Here is a 7,831-nt window from a genome sequence, read left to right as displayed (position 1 = left end):
GGGAGGGGGTTGGAGAGAGGAGGTGGATGAGGACAATGGTATATGAGATGAGTACACGACCCAAATCCGAATTTAGTTCTTTTACGGCTAATTCAAACAATCTAAGCCATTTTATGATTTTGTTGTTTTTAATTTCAGTTTATCTAGACCACTGAAGTCTACACCTCTCTATTCGTCAGCAGCGTCGGATGTGTAAAAGTGACAGGTCCCGCTCTGAGTACAACACAAAAAACTCCAACTATAACTAGTTGGAGTTTTTTGGTTTATGAAGATATTATTTAGGAATGTTGTGTTTGCGTTAGGGATTGAAGCGGATAGCCCACAGACTTGTTTAGTCTTTTTAGGCTAAACAAGGCGAGGACTTGCAGCGGAAAGCCCGACCCAAAGGGGAACGCCATAATAATTTAAATTTTATTTGAATGTATTTCCAACTCCTAAGTCAGTTCTGGTAATTTTTTGAATTGTACCGTCTTCATTGAAATAGAGATTTTCTGCACATGTTTTGCGTTGTTTTTCTCCGCATTCCGATTTATTTTCGACCCATCTATGATAAAATAGTATCCATTTTCCTTTATACTCAACAATTGAGTGATGATTGTTGCTTTCTCCTTCTTCATCCATAATAACTCCTTGGTATTTCCATGGTCCTTTAGGAGATTTTGCAGTGTAATAAGTAAGAATTCTATTGTCTTCGGGCATGGTGTAATAATAAATTCCATTTCTTTTAAAAACCCATGGACCTTCTCTTTTAGGTTTGTAGCCACCCATATCCATTGTGTACATATCTCCTTTTACACTAAGTAAATCATTGGCCATTTCGGCTACTAAATAATCACCGCCACCATTAAAATAAATGTAACCTTTACCGTCATCGTCTATGAAAAGACAAGGATCATTAGCATAAGGTGTTGTCCATAAAGGTTTTCCAATGGCATCTTTAAATGGCCCTGTTGGTGAATCGCTCACAGCAATACCAATTCCCATCCATTTTGTGCTGTTTTTTGGATTTACCCGATCTTTAAATCCAGTACCTACAGGAAAGCAGAAATAATATTTACCATTTTTATAAGCACAATCCGGAGCCCAAGCAAAATTATCAGCCCAAGTTAAATCTTTAACAGAAAATATAGCTCCGTGATCAGTCCAATTTACTAAGTCTGAAGAAGAAAAGGCGTGCCAATCTTTCATAAAGAAGTCTTTTTGGCATTCCTCATCATGAGAGGCATAGATGTATATTTTACCGTCTTTCCAAACATGTGCTGATGGATCAGCAGTTAGTATATTACTGCCAAAGTTGAGTGGATTTTGTGAGTAGCTATTATTTACAGCTGTTATCGAAAATAATAGTGTTGCAATAAATGATAACGATTTTGGTTTATTCATAATTTCAGGTTAATAGGTTGATTTGTAAATATAACGGATTTATTCTCTAAATGCTAAAAATGTTACTGATGTTGTTAAATGAGTTTCGATTATAAATAAAAAAACTCGCTTATTATGGCGAGCTCTTTAAAAAAGGAAGTTTATTGTAATTATTTTATTTTAATCATAATGTATTTTTCGGCACTTGGTTTTCCTAATTGCAATCCGGAAATTTGAGTGATTAAGCTATTATTTGCTGATTTTTTATAACTAATTTTTTGAGGATAATCGTTTTTTAGATTTTCAAAAATTAGTTCATTTTCCACATCTTCTTTTAATTGGAAAATAATTGGTTTATCATCGTTTTGTCCTTTTATAGTAGCGGTGTATGTTAGAAACTCTCCTTTTTGTTGCAAGAGGATACTTTCATTATGAATAGTGTCTTTCTCTTTTATGAAAAGTGATTGTGCTTTAAAAGTGCTGTCATTAACTTTTTTCCAATTTTCAGAAAGCGTTCCAATATTAGTTTTGGTTTCCCAATTTCCAATAAGCCAATCCGCTTTTTTAATTAATTCTTTTTCGGAATTTTTATTTTTTTGACAAGCCGAAACAATTAAAAGGAGTAATAAAAATGAGGCTGTTTTTTGCATAAAAAAAGAATTGATATTGTATTAAAATTTCAGTAAAATTAGTAAAAATACCAATTGAATTTTAAGAATATTATTTAGGTATATTTAACATTTGTTAGCGCTATAAAAGGTTTAAATTTGCACTCCAAATTATAAACGGTAAATAAATGTTATTAGAATATATAAAAAGTTTGCGTGATTCTCCAAAAGGTTACAGACTGGCAACAACTTTCTTTTTCTTTGTTTCAGGTTTTGGGTATTCTTCCTGGGCATCACGTATCCCTGCAATAAAAACACAATTACATTTGACTGAAGCTGAATTTGGAGCAATTTTATTTGCTTTTCCAATAGGTTTAATGTTGACAATGCCATTTACAGGTAGAATGTTGAATTTATTTAGCAGTCGTTATTGTATGTTAATAGGTGCTATTTTGTTTAATGTTGTTTTGGCTTTGCCGGGTTTTGCTGCATATGTTTGGCAATTAGTGATTATTTTATTGATTTTTGGAGGTTCAAGAAATGTTATGAATTTGTCTATGAATGCTCATTCGCTAGAAGTGCAGCGTTTGTATTCAAAATCGATTATAACCACTTTTCACGCTATTTGGAGTTTGGCAGGTTTTGCTGGAGCTGGTTTAGGTTATGTTATGGTAACACAAAACATAGATCCTTCTCAGCATTTATTAGGTGTTAGTGTGGCTATGTTAGCAGTGACAGCTTGTTTTTATCCTATGACTTTAGTATGTGAACCTTCTAGAGAGAAGAGGAAGTTTTTTTCTATACCAGATAAAGATTTAGTAAAGTTTGCTATTATTTGTTTTGTTTCGATGGCTTGTGAAAATACTATGTATGACTGGAGTGGTATATATTTTCAAAACGTCTTACATGCACCTCAAAAGATGACCACAGCAGCTTTTGTGTTTTTTATGACAGCGGTTACTTTAGGTCGTTTTTGTGGAGATCATATTGTGATGCGTTATGGCGTAAAAAAAATGCTGTTTTATAGTGCTGTAATGATTAGTGTTGGGTTCTTAATTTGCTTTTTATTACCTTTTATAGTTTCTACAATTTTAGGATTTGTTTTAATAGGAGTAGGTGTTTCCTGTACAGTTCCGTTAGTGTTTAGTATAGCAGGAAAATCAAAAGGTTTAAGTAGTGGTTCAGCATTGACTTCGATATCTACTATTGGGTATCTTGGATTTTTAATAGTACCGCCTATGGTGGGATTTATTTCGGAAGCTTTGAGTATGAAATGGGCATTTCTTGTTATGGCATTATTAGGAGGGCTTATGATTTTTATGGTGAACAAAATCTCAGAAGAGAATTAATTTCACTGAATTAGACGCCTAGCCCTGATCGAAGCGGCATCCTTTTTCTAGTCTCGTCTTTTTTGGACGAGACTAGAAAAAGATAGAGCGGAGAGCAGGAAAAAGCTCCTGAAAAAATTAAAAATATCGATTCTTAAATGTGCAATCTTTTTTGTATTTTTGCACTCCAATTATAAGGACTACAACTATGTTAGACAGACTTCAGATAGTGAAACAACGTTTTGACGAGATTTCGGATTTAATTATCCAACCGGATGTTATTGCCGATCAAAAACGTTATGTACAGTTGAATAAAGAGTATAAAGATCTAAAAGCTTTGGCTGAAAAAAGAGATGAATATGTTCTTTTGATGGCTAATATTGATGAAGCTAATGAAATTATAGCTGATGGAAGTGATGCAGATATGACCGAAATGGCTAAGATGCAACTTGAGGAAGCAAAGGAAAGATTGCCACTTCTTGAAGAAGAAATTAAATTCATGTTGATTCCTAAAGATCCGGAAGATGCTAAAAATGTAATGGTCGAAGTTCGTGCCGGAACAGGTGGAGATGAAGCAAGTATTTTTGCAGGAGATTTATTTAGAATGTACACTAAATATTGTGAAGGTCGTGGTTGGAGAACATCTGTTGTGGATATGAACGAAGGAACTTCGGGAGGATTTAAAGAAATTATTTTTGAAGTTACAGGTGAGGATGTTTATGGAACTTTAAAATTTGAAGCGGGAGTTCACCGTGTACAGCGTGTTCCTCAAACAGAAACACAAGGACGTGTGCACACATCGGCAGCTACTGTAATGGTATTGCCAGAAGCAGAAGAGTTTGATGTGCAAATTGATATGAATGATGTGCGTGTAGATTTCTTCTGTTCGTCAGGACCTGGAGGACAATCAGTAAATACTACTAAATCAGCAGTGCGTTTAACGCATATTCCTACGGGGTTAGTTGCTCAATGTCAGGATCAAAAATCACAACATAAGAATAAAGACAAAGCTTTAGGTGTATTACGTTCTCGTTTATACGAAATGGAATTAGCTAAAAAAGAAGCTGAAGATGCTTCAAAACGTACTTCTCAGGTAAGTTCTGGAGACCGTTCGGCAAAAATTAGAACCTATAACTATGCTCAGGGACGTGTAACTGATCATAGAATTGGATTAACATTATACGATTTAGGAAATATCATGAATGGTGATATTCAGAAGATTGTAGATGAGTTACAGCTAGTTAACAATACTGAAAAATTAAAAGAGGCTAGCGAGGTTTTCTAAATCGTTAACTAAAAATCATTTGTTAAGAAAAACACAAAATTATTAATGATATTAATAAGAAAAAGCACTTAATTTGCGTTATCAAATTAGGTGTTTTTTTTTTGCCTCCAATTTATTAACTAAATAGTAATAATTATGAAGAAAAGAGTCTTCCTTTCCTTATTTGCTTTTGCAAGTTTTTGTACAGCAAATGCTCAGTCTTATTTAGGTTATTATCATGATAACTATGCAGGTGTTCAGGGTGTATTGTTTAACCCTTCGTCTATTGTAGATTCTCGTTTTAAAACAGATATTAATTTGTTCTCTATAAGTTCATCAGTAGCTAATGATGCTTACGGAGTTAAGATTTTTGATGTTTTCAAAGATGGTTATGATTTTGATCTAGAAGCTAAAAAGAGTTTTAGTAATGCTAATAATGCGGCTTTTAATGCAGATGTAATGGGACCATCTGTAATGTTTAATATTGCTCCAAAGCATTCATTAGCAGTTTATACACGAGCAAGAGCTTTTGTTAATGTTGTTGGTGTTAACGGACAAGTAATTAATGACGTAACAAAAGATAATAAAACTAGTTTTCCTGAAGCTACAGTAGGAAGTTTTAATGGAGTAGGAAATTCCTGGGGTGAATTTGGGATTTCTTATGCGGCAGTTTTATTTCAAAGAGGTGAGCATTTCTTAAAAGGAGGTATTACTGCTAAGTATTTACAAGGAGTAGCTAATTACCATATTCAAGGGAATGATGTAAAGTTAGAATTTAATGATAATATTTTACCTCAATTAAGTACTTATGAAACTCAAGGTTCTGCAATTTATGGTTCAAGCCAGGATTTTGCAGCTAATTCAGATTTAGATTTTGATTCAAAATCAAGAGGTTTTGGAGTTGATTTAGGTTTAACTTACGAATGGAGACCAGAATATAGTGCTGATAGAGCCGATATTAATGATCTAAAAGAAGTAAACAAATATAAATTACGTGTTGGCGTTTCTGTTACTGATTTAGGTTCTATGAAATATAATAAAGGTATTCGTAGAAATTATGATTTAAATCAAATAATCAGTCAGGACGATTATGATAATGCTGATAATTTCGATGAGTTCTTAGAAAATAATTACAACTTTACAGTTTTAAACGGAGCAGTAAGATCTCATTTACCAACTGCTTTACATGCTGATATCGATTGGAATATTCACAATAAATTCTATTTGAATGCTAATGGTGATTTAGGAATTGTAAGCAAAACAAAATTAAACCAAAGTAGTATTGCTAATCGTGTGAGTTTGACTCCTCGTTACGAATCAAAATGGTTTTCTGCTTATATTCCGGTTTCTTACATGGATTATAGCAAACAAGCACAGGTAGGATTAGGTTTAAGAACAGGAGTTTTCTTCATAGGGTCTGGTTCAATTCTTTCTAATGCTATTTCGAAAAGTTCAAAATCTGCTGATATTCATTTAGGAATTAAGATTCCAATTTATCAAAAAAAGGCAGAAGATAAAGATCAGGATGGAGACGGTATTTTAGATAAAGATGACGAATGTCCTACGGTTGCTGGTCCTGTAGAAAATAAAGGATGTCCATGGGGAGACAGAGATAATGACGGAGTTTTAGACAAAGATGATAAATGTCCGGATGTTGCTGGTCCAGCTGCTAATAACGGATGTCCATGGGAAGATAAAGACAACGATGGAGTTTTAGATAAAGATGACAAATGTCCTACTGTTGCTGGTCCAAAAGAAAATGCAGGTTGTCCATGGCCAGATACTGACGGTGACGGTGTTTTAGACAAAGATGATAAATGTCCAAAAGTAAAAGGAACGCTTGCTAACAAAGGTTGTCCAGAAGTAACTAAAGAAGTAATTAAAAAATTAAACGATTTTTCTAAATCTGTTTTATTTGATTCTTCAAAAGCGACTATTAAGCCAGAATCTAACGATAAATTAGAAGGAATTGTAAACGTAATGAACGAATACAGTAATGCTAATTTTAAATTAGAAGGACATACAGATAGCACAGGAAATGTGGCTAAAAATCTTCAGTTATCAAAAGATAGAGCTGCAGCAGTTAAAGATTATTTAATTGCTAAAGGAATTAGTGCAGACAGACTTTCGTCAGAAGGTTATGGAGTTACTAAGCCAATTGCTTCTAACAAAACTGTTGAAGGAAGAGCTCAAAACCGTAGAGTTGAAATTATTCTTGTAAAATAATTAGAATCAATTAAATAAAAAATGAGGCTTTCGGGCCTCATTTTTTTTGTTTGTATTTTTTTGAAAAAGAAAATTAGTAGTTTCTAATTTCCTCTTTTTTTAAATCTGGGATTTTCTTTGGAACGAAAATCATTTTTTGGTTTCCAAATTGGTTTTCGGTCTTCAATTTTTTCAGAAGTATTTGTTTTTGGTAAACTTGCTTCTTCTGTTTTACTCGAAGGTTCAATAAGCTGATTTAATTCTTTAATCTCGGCATCAGTTAATTCGCGGTAGCGTCCCACAGGAACATCCAGCGAAATATTAATAATACGAATACGCTTTAAAGCTATAACTTCATATCCTAAATATTCACACATTCGACGAATTTGACGATTCAAACCCTGAGTCAGAATGATTTTAAAAATATTTTTGCTTATTTGTTCAACTTTACATTTTCGGGTTACAGTATCTAAAATTGGAACACCATTACCCATACGTTGTATAAAACGTTCGGTAATAGGTTTGTTAACCGTTACGGTGTATTCCTTTTCGTGATTGTTTCTGGCGCGTAAAATTTTGTTGACAATATCACCATCATTAGTCATAAAAATCAATCCTTCCGAAGCTTTATCTAAACGGCCAATAGGAAAAATACGTTTTGGATAATTGATATAATCCACAATGTTGTTACGAACTTCTAAATTAGTAGTGCATTCGATTCCAACAGGTTTGTTAAAAGCAAGATAAACATGCTTTTCGTTTTTCTCATGAATCAGTTTACCATCAATGCGTACTTCGTCATTTGGTCCTACTTTTGTTCCTAATTCGGGTACAATTCCATTAATAGTTACACGACCTTCTTCAATATATTTGTCAGCTTCACGACGAGAGCAAAAGCCAGTTTCTCCAATGAATTTATTGAGACGTTTTAGATTTTCTTCCATAAGGCAAAAGTAAACAATTTCAATGTCAAAAATCAATGACAATAGCAATATCAATAACAATGGTAAAAAAAACAATAGCAATGACAATGATAAAAAATCAATAACAATGGCAAAAGTCTA

General features: G+C 33.3%; 6 protein-coding genes. 3 read left to right on the top strand and 3 right to left on the bottom strand.

Features of this window, described 5'->3' with window-relative positions; translation table 11 throughout:
• Positions 1-411: 411 nt before the first annotated feature.
• Complete coding sequence (locus tag FEM21_RS12910; protein WP_081824702.1) at positions 412-1,383, bottom strand: family 43 glycosylhydrolase; 972 nt, start codon at positions 1,381-1,383, stop codon at positions 412-414.
• A gap of 149 nt (positions 1,384-1,532) precedes the next feature.
• Positions 1,533-2,012: a DUF6265 family protein gene (locus FEM21_RS12905; RefSeq protein ID WP_035660996.1), complete on the bottom strand. Its 480-nt coding sequence runs from the start codon at positions 2,010-2,012 to the stop codon at positions 1,533-1,535.
• Between the two features lie 146 nt (positions 2,013-2,158).
• On the opposite strand from FEM21_RS12905, the gene FEM21_RS12900 reads away from it, so the two are divergent.
• The 3 genes from FEM21_RS12900 (at position 2,159) to FEM21_RS12890 (ending at position 6,788) form a co-directional block, all read left to right on the top strand.
• Positions 2,159-3,319 carry an MFS transporter gene (locus FEM21_RS12900; RefSeq protein WP_035660993.1) on the top strand — a complete coding sequence of 387 codons (1,161 nt, stop codon included), beginning with the start codon at positions 2,159-2,161 and terminating at the stop codon, positions 3,317-3,319.
• 187 nt (positions 3,320-3,506) lie between these two features.
• Complete coding sequence (gene prfA / locus FEM21_RS12895; protein ID WP_035660991.1) at positions 3,507-4,583, top strand: peptide chain release factor 1; 1,077 nt, start codon at positions 3,507-3,509, stop codon at positions 4,581-4,583.
• Positions 4,584-4,718: 135 nt separating this feature from the next.
• Complete coding sequence (locus FEM21_RS12890; protein ID WP_035660988.1) at positions 4,719-6,788, top strand: DUF5723 family protein; 2,070 nt, start codon at positions 4,719-4,721, stop codon at positions 6,786-6,788.
• An 83-nt stretch (positions 6,789-6,871) separates the two neighbouring features.
• Here FEM21_RS12890 and rluF read toward each other — a convergent pair whose 3' ends face one another.
• Positions 6,872-7,711 (bottom strand): 23S rRNA pseudouridine(2604) synthase RluF, encoded by an 840-nt coding sequence (gene rluF / locus FEM21_RS12885; RefSeq protein WP_035660985.1) that lies wholly within the window; start codon positions 7,709-7,711, stop codon positions 6,872-6,874.
• Positions 7,712-7,831: the final 120 nt, after the last annotated feature.

The organism is Flavobacterium seoulense (assembly GCF_000695795.1).
GTDB lineage: Bacteria > Bacteroidota > Bacteroidia > Flavobacteriales > Flavobacteriaceae > Flavobacterium > Flavobacterium seoulense.
Note: the sequence above shows the minus strand (reverse complement) of the source record. Positions and strands in the feature narration are given on the sequence as shown.

Bases quoted from the DNA above. Each gene is read 5' to 3' on its own strand.
- FEM21_RS12910 (WP_081824702.1), bottom strand. From the start codon at position 1,383: ATGAATAAACCAAAATCGTTATCATTTATTGCAACACTATTATTTTCG.
- FEM21_RS12905 (WP_035660996.1), bottom strand. From the start codon at position 2,012: ATGCAAAAAACAGCCTCATTTTTATTACTCCTTTTAATTGTTTCGGCT.
- FEM21_RS12900 (WP_035660993.1), top strand. From the start codon at position 2,159: ATGTTATTAGAATATATAAAAAGTTTGCGTGATTCTCCAAAAGGTTAC.
- prfA (WP_035660991.1), top strand. From the start codon at position 3,507: ATGTTAGACAGACTTCAGATAGTGAAACAACGTTTTGACGAGATTTCG.
- FEM21_RS12890 (WP_035660988.1), top strand. From the start codon at position 4,719: ATGAAGAAAAGAGTCTTCCTTTCCTTATTTGCTTTTGCAAGTTTTTGT.
- rluF (WP_035660985.1), bottom strand. From the start codon at position 7,711: ATGGAAGAAAATCTAAAACGTCTCAATAAATTCATTGGAGAAACTGGC.